A 16938-nucleotide genomic window follows, 5' to 3' on the forward strand; every position below is an offset into this window, starting at 1 on the left:
TCGGGCCTCCTTGTACGGTAGCGTACCGTACCGGAAGCTGGATCGCCAGCCGGGGTAAAGCGTTGACGGAAGGCCAGCGAGCAGGCTTGGCGCTCCGCCGGGGTCATCGTCCACACTGTACTCGGTGTTCCCGGGAACCATCTGAGGCAGGTCCAGCCGCTCCAGCCTCTCGGCCGAGAGCGATACGCAGACCAGCCCGCGCCCCTGCGTGGCCATGAAGTTGATGTCGGCCGGAGTGACCGCGTCAGCGGCCATGATCAGGTCACCCCTCGTTCTCGCGGTCGGCGTCGTCCACCACGATCACCATCTCGCCCCGCGCGATCGCCGCGATCGCGTCCTTCACCCGGTCAAGCGTGGTGGGCGGGACGCGCTCGCACTCTGGCAGGTCCAGGCAAGGCAGTTTTCATCATTGTGCTCATCGAGTCACCTCGGCAATTCCGGCGCGATAGCGGTCTGTCTGTCGGCGTTGCTCGCGACATCCACCGCACCGTGCCTGTCAGAGCGCCCGCACCAGGCCGCCATCCACAAGCAGGCCCTGGCCGGTGATGTATCCGGCTTCTTCGGAGAGCAGGAACGCGATCGTGGCGCCCAGCTCGGCCTCGACTGCTGCGTAACGGCCCAGGGGAATCCTCGCCAGCACTTCGGGACTGGCCGGATAGTTGTCCACGAAGCCGGGAAGCACCGCATTGATTCGCCAGCCCTCGCCGCCGTGACGGGCCACGCAGAGCTTGAGAAAAGCGGACAGTGCCGCCCGAAACACCGCCGACAACGGATAGGTCAGTTCGGGCTCGCGCGCTGCGTAGGTCGATATCGACACGGCCGCGCCCGACTTCTGGCGGGCAAAAACCGGCGCGAGGCGCCGCATCGCCCTGACCGTGGGCATCAGGATGATCTCCATCGCCTTGTGCCAGTCCTCATCGACAATCTCAAGGATCTCGCCCTTGGGCGGATGGCCGGTGTTGATCACTGCGCCATCGATCCGGCCGTGGCGCTCCAGCGCCGTTGCCACCAGCCGCGCCATGTCGTTCTCGCTCGTCACGTCACCGCGCAGCCCAGTCGCACCCAGTTCCGCCGCCACCGCCTCGATCTTCTCCGAACGCGACATCAGCACCAGCGACCAACCGCGTGCGGCCAGGGCACGGGCGGCGCCGAGCCCGATGCCCGAACTTGCCGCCGTCACCACGGCAATCCTGCCGCCATGTCTTTCGTGGCTTGCTGTCTCTTGTTCAAGCATTGCTGCCTCCTGTTGGCTGGGTGTAATCCACCGCGCCCCTCGCACCCGATATTAGATTTCGGGGATCCACAAATACCATCGCGGGGCGAGGTTGAAGTAGTAGGCAGGCTGCACCGACACCGACCAGCGGTTTGTGCCCAGGCCGGACACGTTGGCGTCGTCGTGGCCGGTGGGCCGCGTCAGCCAGGTGGCCACCGCGAAGTAGCGGTTGCGCTCCGGATCGTTGATCGGCCAGGACGTGGCGACGATCGAGGTATCGCCCAGACTGAAGTCATCGCTGGCAAGGCGCTGGCCTCCGATCGACCTGTTGCTGAGACCGCCGAAGGGCTGCACCACGTTGATGTCCGCGCGCGCGTCCCCGACATCGAAAAAATAAACGTAACGAGCGATGCCGATATTGGTGTCAAGCCCGGATCCGGGAACCTTGTCGCCGTTGGAGTCCAAAAAGGTGTCGGACGAACCGTGGAGATAGTAGAGCATCCCCACATGTGTCCCCGCCGGGGCGGGAAAGAAATCGCGCGGCTGCCCATCGGCAGCCAGCGCCGCGCCAGCGGCCCCAGCGCTGCCACCAACAGGAGCGTGAGCGTACAGCGCCGGTTTCCATCCACCGCCGGCTGGTGGGCAAGACCCGGCCTGCGCTGCGCTCGGCGCTCGGGCTCGCACGCGCGTGAAGGCTGGAAAGTTGTCGATGTTCACCGGGCAGATACCAGAGAACTGCTTGCGGACAGGGCCTGCCATCAGCGCCCGCCACCACACCCGGCCCGGATCGTCGTCTGCGTGCAGGCTGCATGGCGCGGCGCGTCGAATCGATGGGCCGCTATCGCGGCGCCGCCAATTCCGCGCGCAATCCGGCAGCGACTTGCGCTGGCAGGGCGGCAAGGCTTTGAGTAAGGTGGCGCGCCCTGATGCCGGCGATCTTCGTGCCGGGCCCGAGTGCGCCATGCCCTTCCTTGAACTGTCCATTGCCTGCAGCCAGGCCCAGCAGCCCCGCTACGAACGCGCGCTGGAGGACGTCGGCGCGCTGGCGGTGACCCTGGTCGATGCCGATGCCCAGAGCAGCAACGAACGCGCGATCCTGGAGCCGGGCGTGGGCCAGACCCCGTTGTGGAACGCGCTGGTGCTGAGCGCGCTGTTCCCGGCCCAGGCCGATGCGCTGGTATTGCTGGCCGCGCTGGAGGCCTTCGACCCGGAGCTGGACTGGACCGGCGCGAGCTTCCGCGGCGTGCAGGACCAGGACTGGGAACGGGCCTGGATCGACCAGTTCGCACCGATGCGGTTCGGCGCGCGCACCTTCATCGTGCCCTGGAACCACGACATCCCGGCCGAGGCCCGGACCGCGCAGGCCGCGGTGGTGCGGCTGGACCCGGGCCTGGCGTTCGGCTCGGGCACCCATCCGACCACCGCCCTGTGCCTGACCTGGCTGGACGGCCTGGCCGAAACCGGCGTTCTGCAAGGCCAAGCCGTGCTGGATTTCGGCTGCGGCTCGGGGATCCTGGCCCTGGCTGCACTGAAGCTGGGCGCGGCGCAGGCGGTTGGCGTGGACAACGATCCGCAGGCGCTGCTGGCCACCAGCGACAACGCCGCGCGCAATGGCGTGGAAGACCGCCTGCAGGTGTTCCTGCCGGCCGCCGAGCCAGTGCGCACCTATCCGGTGGTGGTGGCCAACATCCTGGCCTCGGCCCTGGATGCGCTGGCCCAGACCCTGGCCGCGCGCGTGGCCCCGGGCGGACGCATCGCCCTGAGCGGCATCCTGCACGGGCAGGAAGATGCGCTTCTGCAACGCTACGCGGCCTGGTTCGATGAACTGGTTGCCACCGGCCAGGAGGACTGGATCCGGATCGACGGCGTGCGCCGCGCCGACTGAATCGGCCGCGGCCGGCAGCGCGCACGTGCGCGTTCATGCTTGAATACGCCGATGCCCGACTGCCCGCATTGCCAGCATGCGCTGCCGAGCGACCCGGCCAGCGGGTTGCCCCCGGCGCGGTGTCCGCATTGCGGCGCGGCCAGCGGCGATCCCCGCCCGGGCGGACCGAGCCTGGCCAGTTTCCTGCGGCCCGGCGCGCCGGGCGCAACTCAGGCGGCGCCAGCGGCCCGTTACAACCCGATATTGATCGACCCTGCTGCGGCGTCCCCCGGGCCGCAGGCGCAACCCAAGACAGCCAACGGGGCTTGTGTGCCACAGACCACTTCGACGATGGAACCGGACCGGTCGCAGGCGCCGGCACTGCCACCGCCACGCGATGCCGCCGCGCCGGCACGCACCGACGGCACGCACGTCCTGCACGATGCAGGTGCATCGTCTGCAGCGACCGTGCCGGGTCAAGCCGCGCACGCCGCTGCCGATGCCCGGGCGGCCGCATCGACCGAAGCCGACCTCGACCCACACGCCGAAGACCGCACGCCCAGCTTCATCGGCGTCGTGCCAAGATCGCAGGCACGGCGCGTGCCGGGCTGGCAGTGGACCGTGCTGGCGCTGCTGGTGGCCGCGCTGGGCGTGCAGATGCTCGTCGCCGATCGCGCGCGCCTGGCCCAGGATGCACGCTGGCGCCCGCTGCTGGAACGCACCTGCGCAGTGCTGCGCTGCAGCCTGCCGGCATGGCACCAGCCGCAGGCCTACACGATGCTGGCGCGCGAGGTGCGCCCGCTGCCGGGCGCGGCCGGCGTGCTGCAGGTGCACGCCAGCTTCCGCAATGATGCGCGGTGGCCGCAGCAGTGGCCGGCGATCGCGGTGTCCCTGTCCGATGCCGATGGCCGCACCCTGGGGGGGCGGGTGCTGCTGCCAAAGGACTATCTGGAGCCTGACCTGCGCCAGACCACCCTGGCGCCGGGCCAGAGCGCACAGATGACGGTGCAGGTGCGCGAGCCGCCGGGCGGGGCGGTGGCGTTTGCCTTCGATTTTCGCTGAACGCGGCGCATCTGCCTTCGGAGGATGCGCGGCTGCCTGCCACGCGCTAGACTCGCTCCCCCCCGCCACGATCGGCCCCCGCGCGTTCGATCAGCGGCCGGGGGCTTCTTCTCGCCGCATCGACACCCCGGGGACGCCTTGAACGCAGCATCGACCCGCCAGGACGCCAGTCGTGGTACGCCCAAGTCGCCGCTGCGCGAACACGTTGCCCAGTCCGTGCGCCGCTATCTGCGCGACCTCAACGGCTGCGCTACCAATGACGTGTACGAGATCGTCCTGCGCGAGATGGAAATCCCCTTGTTCGTCGAAGTGTTGAACCACTGCGAAGGCAACCAGAGCCGCGCCGCGGCCCTGCTGGGGATCCATCGCGCCACACTGCGCAAGAAGCTCAAGGATTACGGGCTGGTCTGAGCCTGGTTCGGCCATCAGCGATCGGCACTTCGCATCGCCCGGCAGCACCGGCGTCGCGTCACCCACGCAGCAGCCTGGCCTCACCCGGCAACGCTCGCGCAGGGCCGGGCGCGGCAGCGCGCGCCGACCCCTTCCAATGCGCTGATCGGCTCGCTGCAACCTCTCCAGCCCGTCTTGCGGGCACTGGGGCCTACAATACCGCCCCCGCGTCGCTTCCCAGCCAGCCCACACCGATGTCCTCCGACTTTCTGCCCGTGCGCCGGGCTCTGCTGTCCGTTTCCGACAAGACCGGCCTGATCGAGCTGGCCCGCGCCCTGGCCGCGCGCAACGTCGAGCTGCTCTCCACCGGCGGCACCGCCAGGGCGATTCGCGAGGCGGGCCTGGCGGTGAAGGACGTCTCCGAGGTCACCGGCTTTCCGGAAATGATGGATGGCCGGGTCAAGACCCTGCATCCGCTGGTGCACGGCGGCCTGCTCGGCCGCGCCGGCACCGATGATGCGGTGATGGCCCGGCACGGCATCGCCCCGATCGACCTGCTGGTGCTGAACCTGTATCCGTTCGAGTCGGTCACCGCCAGGGCCGACTGCACGCTGGAAGACGCCGTGGAAAACATCGACATCGGTGGCCCGGCGATGCTGCGCAGCGCGGCCAAGAACTTCGCCCGGGTGGCGGTGGCCACCTCGCCGGACCAGTACCCTGCACTGCTGGCCGAACTGGACGCCAACGACGGCCAGCTCTCGGCGGCCAGCCGCTTTGCGCTGTCGGTGGCTGCGTTCAACCGCGTGGCCCAGTACGACGCGGCGATCAGCAACTACCTGTCGGCGGTGATCGACACCACGCAAGGCGTACCGGTGCGCAGCACGTTCCCGGCGCAGGCCAACGGCAGCTTCATCAAGGTCATGGACCTGCGCTATGGCGAGAACCCGCACCAGCAGGCCGCGTTCTACCGAGACCTCCACCCCGCCCCCGGTTCGCTGGCCACCTTCACCCAGCTGCAGGGCAAGGAACTGAGCTACAACAACATCGCCGACGCCGATGCAGCCTGGGAATGCGTGCGCCAGTTCGAGGCGCCGGCCTGCGTGATCGTCAAGCACGCCAACCCGTGCGGGGTGGCGGTCGCGGTGGCCTGCGGCGATGCCTATGAGCTGGCGTATGCGACCGATCCGACCAGCGCCTTCGGCGGCATCATCGCCTTCAACCGCACCCTGGATGCGGCCACGGCCAAGGTGATCCTGGATCGCCAGTTCGTCGAGGTGCTGATCGCCCCGGACTATGACCAAGGCGCGCTCCAATACGCGAAGAAGAAGGCCAACGTGCGCGTGCTGCGTATCCCGCTGGCGCCGCCCTCACCGCATTTCATCGACAGCAAGCGCATCAACTCGGGCCTGCTGATGCAGACCGCCGATGACCGCGTGGTCACGCGCGAGGAACTGAAGGTCGCCACGAAGCTGGCGCCAACCGAGGCACAGTTTGCCGACCTGCTGTTCGCCTGGAAGGTGGCCAAGTTCGTCAAGTCCAACGCGATCGTCTACGCCAGGGACAGCCGCACGATCGGGGTGGGCGCCGGCCAGATGAGCCGGGTGTACTCGGCCCGCATCGCCGGGATCAAGGCCGCCGACGCGCACCTGCAGGTGCCCGGTTCGGTGATGGCCTCCGATGCGTTCTTCCCGTTCCGCGATGGCATCGATGCGGCGGCTGCGGCCGGCATCACCGCGGTGATCCAGCCGGGCGGCTCGATGCGCGACGGCGAGGTGATCGCTGCTGCGGACGAGCACGGCATTGCGATGGTGTTCACCGGCGTGCGTCATTTCCGGCACTGATCGGCGGTCCCGATGACCTTGGTGCTGCTGATCGCCGGCCTGGTCCTGCTGCTGGCCGGTGCCGAATTGCTGGTGAGGGGCGCCTCGCAGCTGGCCGTGTCCCTGGGGATCTCGCCGCTGGTGGTCGGCCTGACCGTGGTGTCCTACGGTACCAGCGCGCCGGAGCTGGCCATCGGTATCGGCGCGGCGCTGGATGGTCAGCCGGACATCGTGCTCGGCAACGTCATGGGCAGCAACATCGCCAACGTGCTGCTGATCCTGGGGCTGGCGGCGCTGGTCGCGCCGCTGGTGGTGACCCGCCGGCTGGTATGGCTGGATGTCCCGGTCATGGTGGCGCTATCGCTGCTGGTCACGCTGCTGGCGCTGGATGGACATCTGGAGCGGTGGCTGGGCGCCGCCCTGCTGCTGGGAAGCCTGACCTATACCTGCCTGCAGGTCGTGCTGGGACGCCGTGAAGGAGCGGCCATGGCCCGGTCCGTCGAGGCCCCCGAACCGGCGTCTTCGCCGCGCTGGCGCAATGTCCTGTGGCTGCTGCTGGGGCTTTGTCTGCTGGCGCTGGGGGCGCAGTGGCTGGTGGATGGCGCGGTGAGCATCGCCCAGGCCCTGGGCGTGAGTGAACTGGTGATTGGCTTGACCGTGGTGGCCGTGGGCACCTCACTGCCGGAGATCGCGGCCACCCTGGCCGCGGTGCGCCGCGGCCAAAGCGACATGGCGGTGGGCAACATCGTCGGCAGCAACCTGTTCAATCTCATGCTGGTCCTGGGAAGCGTGGTGGCGATCTCTCCGGGGGGGCTTGCGGTGAGCGAGGCTGCAGTGCATTTCGACCTGCCGGTAATGACCGCCGTGGCCGTGGCATGCCTGCCGATTTTCTTTACCGGCCACCGCATCGGCCGCCGCGAGGGCGCGCTGTTTCTGGGTTACTACATCGCCTACATCGCCTTCCTGGTGCTGAGCGCAATCGGGCACCCGGCGCTGCCGGCCCTCAGCAGCGTCATGATGCTGTTCGTGGTGCCGCTGACAGCGCTGACCCTTGGCCTGGCGGCCATTCGCGCGCTGCGCGCAGAACGTCGTGCAGGCCGGCGCTAGGAGTCGGCACCCTTGGCGGTCCGGTGCGGCCGGCGGCCGCTAGAATCATCAGCCACCTCGGCGGAAGCGATCCTTTGAAAATCCTCGTCATCGGTGCCGGCGGCCGCGAGCACGCGCTGGCCTGGAAGCTGGCCCAGTCCCGGCGCGTGACCGAAGTGCTGGTCGCGCCCGGCAATGCCGGTACCGCGACCGAGGCGAACTGCCGCAACGTCCCGGTCCAGATCACCGACATCGCCGGACTGCTCAAGCTTGCCCAGGACGAAGGCGTGGAGCTGACCGTGGTCGGCCCGGAAGTGCCGCTGGTGCTGGGCGTGGTCGATGCCTTTCGCGCCGCCGGCCTGCGCATCTTCGGACCGAGCGCCGCCGCGGCACGGCTGGAAGGCAGCAAGGCCTTCGCCAAGGAGTTCCTCAGCCGCCACCGCATCCCGACCGCGTTCTACCAGGTCCACACCGAGGTCGATGCCGCGCTGGCCTACCTTCGCGACAAGGGCGCGCCGATCGTGGTCAAGGCCGACGGCCTGGCCGCGGGCAAGGGCGTGATCGTGGCGATGACCCTGGCCGAAGCCGAAGCGGCGGTGCGCGACATGCTCTCGGGCAATGCCTTCGGCGATGCCGGCGCGCGGGTGGTGATCGAGGAATTCCTGCAAGGCGAGGAGGCCAGCTTCATCTCGATGGTCGATGGCCACCACGCGCTGCCGATGGCCACCAGCCAGGACCACAAGCGCGTCGGCGATGGCGACACCGGACCCAATACCGGCGGAATGGGCGCCTATTCGCCGGCGCCGGTGGTCAGCCCCGAGGTGCATGCGCGGATCATGCGCGAGGTGGTCGATCCGACCGTGCAGGGCATGCTTGCCGACGGCGTGCCGTTCACCGGCTTCCTCTACGCCGGGCTGATGATCGATGCCAGCGGCGCGCCGAAGGTGATCGAGTTCAACGTGCGCTTCGGCGATCCGGAAACCCAGCCGGTGATGCTGCGCCTGCAGTCGGACCTGGTCGAGCTGCTCGAGGCGGCGATCGACGGCAGGCTCGACGCGGTACAGGCCCGGTGGGATCCGCGTCCGGCGCTGGGCGTGGTGATCGCCGCGGCGCCGTACCCGGACACGCCGGTCACCGGCGAGGTCATCACCGGCCTGGACCAGGTCCCGGAGACGGCCAAGGTCTTCCACGCCGGCACGGCCTTGAACGCCCGCGGCGAGGTCATCAGCGCCGGCGGCCGCGTGCTGTGCGTGACGGCGCTGGGTGACAGCGTGGCCCAGGCGCAGGCCAACGCCTATGCCGGGGTCGATGTGATCGCCTGGGAACACGCCTTCCACCGCCGCGACATCGGCTGGCGCGCCATCGCCCGCGAGCAGGGCCGGTGAGCGACGGCCGGGACGCTGAGCAGCGTTCCATTGGCGCCGGCCCGATCCACCTGGAAACCAGGCCCGGCGACACCGGCCTGCATGGGGTTGCGGCACACTGGCACCGGCTTTCCGCAGGTCCCATCGCCCCGCGCATGTCGTCCGCGTTCGAATCCCGCCTGAGCCGGCTCTGGGCCCACGAGAAGGCCAGCTACGGCCTGCGGGTGTTCATCGCCCTGGCCGTGGTGATGGGCCTGTGCTGGCATCGCAACGCGCTGCCGGCGATCCCGACCCTGTTCCTGGGCATCATCGCCAGCGCGCTGGCCGAGACCGACGACAACTGGCTGGGCCGGACCAAGTCGGTGCTGCTGTCGCTGCTGTGCTTTGCCCTGGCCGCTGCCGCGGTGAAGCTGCTGTTTGCCACCCCGCTGGTGTTCGTGTGCAGTCTGGCGCTGGCGACCTTCTGCCTGACCCTGCTGGGGGCGCTGGGCGAGCGCTATGCCTCCATCGCCACCGGCACGATCAGCCTGTCGATCTACGCGATGATCGGCATGGAGCACGGCACCGGCAGTGCCGCGCCGGGGACCCTGGACAGCTGGCGCGACACCGGCCTGCTGTTGCTGGGGGCGGCCTGGTACGGAGCGCTGTCGATCCTGTGGACGGCGCTGTTCGCCAACCGCCCGGTGCGCGAGCGGCTGGCGCGGCTGTTCTGGGAGTTGGGCAGGTTCCTGCGCCTGAAGGCCGAGCTGTTCGAGCCGGTACGCCAGCTCGACCAGCACGCGCGCCGGCTGGCGCTGGCCCAGCAGAACGCACGCGTGGTCGAGGCACTGAACGCGGCCAAGACCGCGATCCTGGCGCGCTTCGGCCGTTCCGGCCGGCCCGGGGTGCAGTCGGGCCTGTACTTCCGCCTGTACTACATGGCCCAGGACCTGCACGAGCGCGCCAGCTCCTCGCACTACCCGTACGAGGCGCTGACCGAAGCGTTCTTCCACAGCGACGTGCTGTACCGCTGCATGCGCCTGCTGGCCCTGCAGGGCAAGGCCTGCGCGGCGCTGGGCCTGGCCATCGGCATGCGCACGCCGTTCGAATACGGCGAGCAGACCCGGATCGCCACCGCCGACCTGCGCCAGTCGCTGGATTTCCTGCGCGACCAGCACAACCTGCGCTGGAACCGGCTGCTGGGCTCGCTGGAACTGCTGGCCACCAACCTGCAGGCCATCGAGCGCCAGCTGAGCGAAATCGCGCTCTCGGACACCACCAGCGAGGGGCTGGACACGCGCCTGCGCGATTCGGCGCCGCACACCCTGGGCGAGATGGCCATGCGCCTGCGGGCCCAGCTGACTCCCAAGTCGCTGCTGTTCCGTCACGGCCTGCGCATGGCCATCGCCCTGGCGGTGGGCTATGGGGTGCTGCGCCTGGTCCATCCCGAACATGGCTACTGGATCCTGCTGACCACCGCGTTCGTGTGCCGGCCCAGCTACGGCGCCACGCGCCTGCGGCTGGTCCAGCGCATCGCCGGCACCCTGGTCGGGCTGGGCCTGGCCTGGGCGCTGATGCAGCTGTTCCCGGCCACCGAGCTGCAGCTGCTGATCGCCCTGGCCGCCGCGCTGGCGTTCTTCATCACCCGCACCGACCGCTACCTGGTGGCCACCGCGGCGATCACGGTGATGGCCCTGCTGTGCTTCAACCTGCTGGGCAACGGCTTCGTGCTGCTGTGGCCGCGCCTGTTGGATACCCTGATCGGCTGCGCGATCGCCGCCGCTGCCTCCTTGCTGATCCTGCCCGACTGGCAGGGCCGGCGCCTGCACCTGGTGATGGCCACGGTGGTTCAGGCCTGCGCACGCTATCTGGACGAAGTGCTCGATCATTACCGCGCTCGCGGCGGCGACGACCTCAGCTACCGGATCGCCCGGCGCGACATGCACAACGCCGACGCGGCACTGTCGGCAGCCCTGGGCAACATGATGCGCGAGCCGGGATTCCTGCGCCGCAACCTGGAGGCGGGGTTTCGCTTCCTGGCCTTGTCCAACACCCTGCTGGGCTATCTGTCCGCGCTGGGTGCGCATCGGGCGCCGCTGCCGGCGCATGCAGACGATGCACTTGTGGACCAGGCCGGCGCGCGCCTGCGCGCGGCGCTGCAGGCGATCGCGCAGGCGCTCTCGGCGCGCAAGCCGCTGCCGCCGGAGCTGGACGCCGGCGTCGGCGCACTGGCCGACACGCTGGAACAGGTGCCCGACCGGATCGACGACAAGCAGCGCCTGCTGCGCACCCAGCTGGCGCTGCTGCTGCGCCTGCTGCCCAGGCTGCGCGCGGCGGCCGATGAAGTGATCGCAGGCCCGGCCCACGATGCCCCCACCCTTGCCCCCTCACCCGCCGGCGCCGGCTGAAACGTTGTTTTCCGCCACCCGGTCCGGGCGCTGTACCGGATCGCAACAGGCTGGCGCGCACACTGCGTGGCTGCGGCTGCGCGTGTTCGCCAGCCCTTCCCTTGTCCGCCTCCCGAGGAGCTGTCCATGAAGATCGATCTGTCCGGCAAGACCGCGCTGGTGACCGCCTCGACCGCTGGCATCGGCCACGCCATCGCCCGTGGCCTGGCCGGCGCCGGCGCGCACGTGGTGATCAATGGCCGCAGCCAGGCCAGCGTGGACAAGGCCCTGGACGCGCTGGCCAGACAGCTGCCGACCGCGCGCTTCACCGGCATTCCGGCCGACCTGTCCGATCCGGCACAGACCCAGGCGCTGGTCGATGCGCTCCCGGCCATCGACATCCTGGTCAACAACGCCGGCATCTTCGGCCTGGTCGATTTCTTCCAGACCGACGATGCCCAGTGGGACCACTACTGGCAGACCAACGTGCTCTCCGGCGTGCGCCTGTCCCGCGCGCTGCTGCCGGGCATGGTCGAGCGGGGCTGGGGCCGGGTGGTGTTCATCTCGTCCGAGTCGGCGCGCAACATCCCGGCCGACATGATCCATTACGGGGTCTCCAAGACGGCCCAGCTGGCGCTCTCGCGCGGCCTGGCCAAGCGCGTGGCCGGCAGTGGGGTGACCGTCAACGCGGTGCTGCCCGGGCCCACCCTGTCCGACGGCTTTGCCACGATGATGGCCGAGGAGGTCAAGCGCACCGGCAAGTCGCTGGAAGCCCTCGGCAAGGAATTCGTCATGGCCCACCGGGCTTCCTCGGTGATCCAGCGCATGGCCAGCGTCGATGAGGTCGCCAACCTGGTGGTCTACGTCTGCTCGCCGCAGGCCTCGGCCACCTCCGGCGCGGCGCTGCGCGTGGATGGCGGGGTGATCGACGACATCGTTTGAACCTCGTGCCGGCGCCAGCCACCCACGCGCCTGTGGTCAGAACCTGCCGCTGACGCTGACGCCGTAGGTGCGCGGCAGGCCCTGGATGAAGGTCGGCGTACCGAACAGGCGACCGGTGTTGCCGGCGTCGATCAGGTAGTCCTTGTCGGTCAGGTTGTTGCCGTACAGGCCAAAATCCCAGCGCCCGCCCTCCAGGGTGAAGCCCAGCCGCAGGTTGTACAGCGCGTAGCCGGCCTGCTCGATGCCCGGGGTGTTGTCGTCCTCGAAATACACCTGCGAGCGCCAGTTCCAGCTCGGCCGCAGATAGATCCGCGCACCGCCGGAGACATCCCGGCCCAGGTCGAAGCCGGCCGAGGCGCTATGCTTGGGCGTGAGCCGGAAGCGGTTGCCGGCCAGTTCCTGCCGGTTGCCATCGTCATCTTGCTCATCGAAGCCGGCATCGATGAAGCCGTAGGTCAGGAAGCCGGAGAAGTCGCGGTTCGGGCGCCAGGTCAGCGACAGCTCGGCGCCGTCGGCGCTGGCATTGCCGCCGTTGCCGGCGATGTAACGCAGCGTGTCCGGGTCCTGGATGGTGGTCTGGAAGTCGCTGTAGTCGTAGTGGTAAGCGGCCAGGTCGTAGACCAGCCGGCCGCCGCCGAAGTCGCCTTTCAGGCCGATCTCGTAGCTCCACACCAGCTCCGCCGGCACCACCTGGGAGGAATCGGCGTCGACCTGCACCACCGCCGGCCGCCGTCCGCGCGAGACCGACACGTAGCCATTGTGGTGGGTGTTGAAGTGGTAGCCCAGCACCGCCCGGCCGACCGCGCTGTCGAAGGATTCCTCGCGCGTGCGCCAGCCATCGGTCGGGGCGAACAGGATGTTGGTCGGCCTGGAAGGGTCCGGGCTGCCGCCCAGGCCGAGCACGCCCAGCGCGCTGGGCACCCCGAAGAAGTCCGAGCGATAGCCGCCCTCGGCCTTCTCGTGGGTGCCGCGCAGGCCCAGGGTCAGGTCCAGGCGCTCGCTCAGCGCCAGGGTGCCGTCGGCGAACAGCTCCCAGGCGGTGGTGCGCCCGGAGTTGGCGTACTGCTCCTGATGGAAGGGCTTGAGCGGCAGCACCACCCCCGGGGCGATCGGCAGCGCCGTCACCAGCGTGTTCGGGCTGCCGTCCGGCAGCAGCGGCGGGATGCCCAGGCCGACCGCCGGCAGCGTGATCAGGCTGCGCTCGTTGGTGGAAAAGGGCACTGTCTGGGTGCCGGACTCGTGAAAGTAGGACACGCCGGCAAAGCCGGTGAAACGGCCGCCGTCATCGTAGTTGAACCGCAATTCCTGGCTGACCTGGCGGCCCTTGGAGATCTCGGCAAACTCGGCCGCGTACAGCTGCGAGCCATCGGCGTCGAATTCCTCGTGCGAGTCGAAGTCGCGCCAGCCGCTGATGCTCGACAGCGTCCACGCCGGTCCCAGGGCGAAACTGCCCAGCAGGGTCGCCCCGCGCACGGTGCGGTCCAGGCCCAGCCCGGTGCCCCGGTTGAGGTCGGCGGTGCGGTCGAACACGTCGGTGCTGCCGGTGCGGGTGGGGATGGTATTGGTGCGGAAGGCAGTGCCCGGCGGGGTGTCCTTCTGCCAGTTGAGGATCAGGTCCATCGAATCGGTCTGGCGCAGGTCCAGATGCAGGCTGGCGCGCACCGCGCGGGTGTCCTTGCCGTTGAGGTCGCCGCCGGAGAGGTTGTCCACGAAGCCGTCGCGCTTCTGGTCGAACACCGCCACGCGCGCGGACAGCACCTCGGCCGCCAGCGGCGTGTTGAAGTAGCCGGTGAGCAGGTGTTCTCCGTCATTGCCCGCGCCCACGGTGAAGCCGGCCTCGGTGCCGTTCCAGGCCTTGTTCTGGATCAGGTGGATCGCCCCGATCTGCGCGCCGCGCCCGAACAGCGTGCCCTGCGGGCCGCGCAGCACCTCCACCCGCTCCAGGTCGAAGGGCTGCACCACCGAACCGCGCGACTTGGAGATCGACACCCCGTCCTGGAACACCGACACGCGCGGCTCGACGTTCGCCTCGCCGCTGTCGGAGGTGATGCCGCGGATCACGAAGCCAGGGTTGTTCGGGCTTTGCTCCTGCACTTCCAGGCCCGGCACCAGGTTGCCGATGTCGGAAAAGTCGTTGACGCCATAGTCCCTGAGGAACTGGCCGGAGTAGGCGCTGATCGCGATCGGGACCTCGGAGACCTGTTGTTCGCGCTTCTGCGCGGTGACCACGATGGTGTCCAGCTGCTCCGGGTCGGCTTGGGCGGTCTGGGCCGAGGCGAGCGGCGCCAACGCGGCGGCCAGGCCGGCGTGCAGCGCCAGGACCAGCGGGTGGAAACGACAGGACATGCGCAGGCTTCCCCTGGGGCGTGGACGTGCCCGCAGGCTCGGCGCGCGCCGTTGCAGTGCCGTTGCAGTGCCGTTGCAGCGCGGTGAAGTCCCGATGACCGGCCGATGACGGCGCGCGCCTGACCACGAACCGTCATCGGCCGCCTCTAGCGTGACGGGCCTGCTTTCCACGAGCCGCAAAGAGACCCGCCAAGATGCATTCGCCCGCACGTCGCCGCTTCCTGTCGACCATCGCCGTGGCCGCCGCAGCCGGGGTCCTGCCCTTGCGTCCGGCCGGCGCCGCCTCCGGCTCGGTGCCGGTCTCGCGCGCGCACTTCCCGCAGTCGGTGGCTTCCGGCGACCCGCGCCCGGACCGGGTGCTGCTGTGGACGCGGCTGGCCGCTCCGGCCGCGCAGCTGCGCCTGCAGGTGGCCGAGGACACAGGCTTCGCGCGCCTGCGTGTGGACCGCATGCTGCAACCGCCGCGCGACAGCGACGGCTGCCTCAAGGTGCGCGTGGAGAACCTGCAACCGGCCACCGCCTACCACTACCGCTTCCTGCTCGACGACGGCCACGGCGGCCAGGTCTCCTCGCCGATCGGCCGCACCCGCACCGCGCCGGCGCCGGACACCGACGTGCCGGTGGAACTGGCCTTCGTCAGCTGCCAGGACTACGGCGGGCGCTGGTACAACACGCTGCTGCCGCTGCTGGAACGCGAGCTGGACCTGGTGCTGCACCTGGGCGACTTCATCTACGAGACCACCGGCGACCCGCAGTTCCAGGACCAGGCCGGCGAGCGCGCCATCGCCTTCGACGACATCGACGGCGCCATCGCCCTGGAGCGCGGCGGCCGGCGCTACTACGCTGCGCGCAGCCTGGCCAACTATCGCCAGCTGCATCGCACTTTCCGCAGCGATCCGGTGCTGCAGGCGCTGCTGGAGCGCACACCACTGGTGGCGATCTGGGACGACCACGAGTTCTCCGATGACTGCTGGCAGGACGTGGGCACCTATCACGACGGCGCCGCTGACGAGCGCGACCGCCAGCGCCGCCGCAATGCCGAGCAGGCCTATTTCGAATACCTGCCGGTCGACCTGGAGCTGGCCGACGCCACCGGCGCCGGGCAGGCCGCGCAGCTGCCGGTGCAGCGCGAGCGGCTGTTCCCCAACGTGCAGCTGTGGCGGCGGTTGCGCTTCGGCAAGGCGCTGGACCTGCTGCTGACCGACTACCGCAGCCAACGCCCGGACCACGCCATCCCCGAGGACGCCTTCCCCGGTGCACTGGCTTACGACCAGCCGCAACTGCAAGCGCTGCTGCCGCGCCTGGGCCTGGAGCCGGCGGCGGTGCTGCCCACGCTGATCCCCTATGTCGACCTCGCCGCCCCCATGTTGCAGGCGCAACGCCGGGCCGCGCAGCACGCCATCGCCCAGGCGTATCTGGCCGCCGGGCAATCACCGGCCCAAGCCGAACGCCGCGCCACGCAGGCCACCGCCAGTGCGATCGCACTGCCGGTACTGGCGCAGTTCCTGCAGGCCTGGAACGCCACCGCCCCGGCCAGCGCGCAGGTCGCGGTGCCGGATGCGGCCGGGCTGGCGCGCGGCCTGCCGTGGCTGGCGCTGGGCAAGACCACGCTGTTCGGGGACATCGGCGCGCGCTATGTCGCGGTCAAGGAGGGTTTCGACCTGTTCGCCGCGCTGGGTGCGCTCGACGGGGCGCCCTCGCCGTACGCGCCGGCGCAGCGGCAATGGCTGGAGCAGGCGTTGCTGGACAGCGATGCGCGCTTCAAGGTGGTCGCCAGCTCGGTGTCCTTCACCTCGCTGGTGCTGGACCTGTCGCGTCCCGAGTTGCAGGCGCCGGAACCGATGCGGCGGCGCTTCTACCTCAACCTGGACCAGTGGGACGGCTTCCCGGCCGAACGCCGCCGCCTGATCGATCAGGTGTTCGACCGCGCCGGCGGGGTCATCGTGCTCTCCGGCGACATCCACGCCGGCTTTGCCACCCAGCACAGTGCGGCCACGGTGGAATTCACCACGCCCGCCGTTTCCTCCGAGACCCTCGGCAGCATCCTGGCCCGCAGCGGCGAGGGTGAAGGCGCCCAGCAGCAGGCCACCGCCCGCGTCGCCGCAGCGCTGGATGCACTGGTCATCGACGGCAACCGGTCGCTGCGCTATGCGCAGACCCGCCGCCACGGCGTGGGCCTGCTGCGGCTGGACGGCGAACATGCGCAGGCCCGCTTCCTGGAACTGCCCGACAGTGTCTGCCGCCAGCGCCACTACGACGCGCCGGAGGCGATCGGCTCGCAGCTGGGCGAAAAACGCTTCGCCTTCGCGCGCGGCGACATGCGCCTGCGCGAGGCCTGATCGCCATGGGGTGCGCAATGGCGCAGGAACCGCGCAAGCGGCGATGAGACTTCATCGGAAACCCTTCGCTGCGTACCTCACCCCTGCAAAGGCGCATCGAACCGGCCCGTCCGGTCACCTCCGAAACGGATTTGCTAGGCTGCGCG

Annotated in this window: 12 protein-coding genes and 1 pseudogene; 9 read left to right on the forward strand and 4 right to left on the reverse strand. The window is 69.7% G+C overall.

Going from position 1 to position 16938, the window contains the following annotated elements; translation table 11 throughout:
- Positions 1-123: 123 nt before the first annotated feature.
- The 3 genes and pseudogenes from D9R12_RS03225 to D9R12_RS03235 all read right to left on the reverse strand — a co-directional run.
- Positions 124-307 (reverse strand): annotated as a pseudogene (locus D9R12_RS03225) (3,4-dihydroxy-2-butanone-4-phosphate synthase); the annotation flags it as partial.
- A 189-nt stretch (positions 308-496) separates the two neighbouring features.
- Positions 497-1183 carry an SDR family oxidoreductase gene (locus D9R12_RS03230; protein WP_244919622.1) on the reverse strand — a complete coding sequence of 229 codons (687 nt, stop codon included), beginning with the start codon at positions 1181-1183 and terminating at the stop codon, positions 497-499.
- A 102-nt stretch (positions 1184-1285) separates the two neighbouring features.
- Positions 1286-1930, reverse strand: coding sequence for a transporter (locus tag D9R12_RS03235; protein WP_170159122.1), 645 nt, complete (start codon positions 1928-1930; stop codon positions 1286-1288).
- 244 nt (positions 1931-2174) lie between these two features.
- Between D9R12_RS03235 and prmA the strand changes: the two genes are divergently transcribed.
- The 8 genes from prmA to D9R12_RS03275 all read left to right on the forward strand — a co-directional run bounded on the left by prmA (position 2175) and on the right by D9R12_RS03275 (position 12107).
- On the forward strand, positions 2175-3098 hold the full coding sequence (gene prmA / locus D9R12_RS03240; protein ID WP_122227974.1) for a 50S ribosomal protein L11 methyltransferase: 924 nt from the start codon (positions 2175-2177) through the stop codon (positions 3096-3098).
- Between the two features lie 330 nt (positions 3099-3428).
- Positions 3429-4139, forward strand: a complete 711-nt coding sequence (locus D9R12_RS03245; RefSeq protein ID WP_170159123.1) for a DUF3426 domain-containing protein — start codon at positions 3429-3431, stop codon at positions 4137-4139.
- 138 nt (positions 4140-4277) lie between these two features.
- On the forward strand, positions 4278-4550 hold the full coding sequence (fis, locus tag D9R12_RS03250; protein WP_014161656.1) for a DNA-binding transcriptional regulator Fis: 273 nt from the start codon (positions 4278-4280) through the stop codon (positions 4548-4550).
- 233 nt (positions 4551-4783) lie between these two features.
- The gene (gene purH / locus D9R12_RS03255; RefSeq protein ID WP_122227979.1) at positions 4784-6370 is read left to right on the forward strand and encodes a bifunctional phosphoribosylaminoimidazolecarboxamide formyltransferase/IMP cyclohydrolase; all 1587 of its coding nucleotides are present in this window, start codon (positions 4784-4786) and stop codon (positions 6368-6370) included.
- A 12-nt stretch (positions 6371-6382) separates the two neighbouring features.
- Positions 6383-7456 (forward strand): calcium/sodium antiporter, encoded by a 1074-nt coding sequence (locus tag D9R12_RS03260; RefSeq protein WP_122227982.1) that lies wholly within the window; start codon positions 6383-6385, stop codon positions 7454-7456.
- Positions 7457-7530: 74 nt separating this feature from the next.
- The gene (purD, locus tag D9R12_RS03265; protein ID WP_122227985.1) at positions 7531-8820 is read left to right on the forward strand and encodes a phosphoribosylamine--glycine ligase; all 1290 of its coding nucleotides are present in this window, start codon (positions 7531-7533) and stop codon (positions 8818-8820) included.
- Between the two features lie 134 nt (positions 8821-8954).
- Positions 8955-11186: a YccS family putative transporter gene (gene yccS / locus D9R12_RS03270; protein WP_122228773.1), complete on the forward strand. Its 2232-nt coding sequence runs from the start codon at positions 8955-8957 to the stop codon at positions 11184-11186.
- 126 nt (positions 11187-11312) lie between these two features.
- Positions 11313-12107, forward strand: coding sequence for an SDR family NAD(P)-dependent oxidoreductase (locus tag D9R12_RS03275; protein ID WP_014161661.1), 795 nt, complete (start codon positions 11313-11315; stop codon positions 12105-12107).
- Positions 12108-12143: 36 nt separating this feature from the next.
- On the opposite strand, the gene D9R12_RS03280 is transcribed toward D9R12_RS03275, so the two are convergent.
- Positions 12144-14453, reverse strand: a complete 2310-nt coding sequence (locus tag D9R12_RS03280; protein ID WP_122227988.1) for a TonB-dependent receptor — start codon at positions 14451-14453, stop codon at positions 12144-12146.
- 194 nt (positions 14454-14647) lie between these two features.
- Here D9R12_RS03280 and D9R12_RS03285 point away from each other — a divergent pair, with 194 nt between their 5' ends.
- Positions 14648-16792, forward strand: coding sequence for an alkaline phosphatase D family protein (locus D9R12_RS03285; protein WP_122227991.1), 2145 nt, complete (start codon positions 14648-14650; stop codon positions 16790-16792).
- Positions 16793-16938 lie beyond the last annotated feature (146 nt).

It is taken from the genome of Pseudoxanthomonas spadix, assembly GCF_003703395.1.
Lineage (GTDB): Bacteria > Pseudomonadota > Gammaproteobacteria > Xanthomonadales > Xanthomonadaceae > Pseudoxanthomonas_A > Pseudoxanthomonas_A spadix.